Annotated in this window: 1 protein-coding gene; it reads right to left on the reverse strand. The window is 68.8% G+C overall.

Features of this window, described 5'->3' with window-relative positions; all coding sequences use genetic code 11:
* Positions 1-208 (reverse strand): 3'-5' exonuclease (locus QCD85_RS23880; RefSeq protein ID WP_301264101.1); only part of this gene is annotated, 208 nt, incomplete at both ends.

The following is a 208-nucleotide window of genomic DNA, read 5'->3' on the forward strand; positions in this document are numbered from 1 at the left end:
CACCACGTGCGGCCACTCCAGGCCCTTGGACGCGTGCAGGGTGGTCAGCGTGACCTGGTCCTGCTCCTCGCCGCGCTCGGCCAGCGACAGGATGACCGAGATCGTTTGCGCCACGTCGAGCACGCTCTGCTTCGGCTCGGTGAAGCTCACGCCGCCTTCCTCGCTGTGCTGGCCGCCGCAGCGCTTGGCGACCCAGTCGACGAAATCG

Origin of the sequence: Paenibacillus sp. PsM32 (genome assembly GCF_030433815.1) — a bacterium.
GTDB lineage: Bacteria > Bacillota > Bacilli > Paenibacillales > Paenibacillaceae > Saccharibacillus > Saccharibacillus kyungheensis.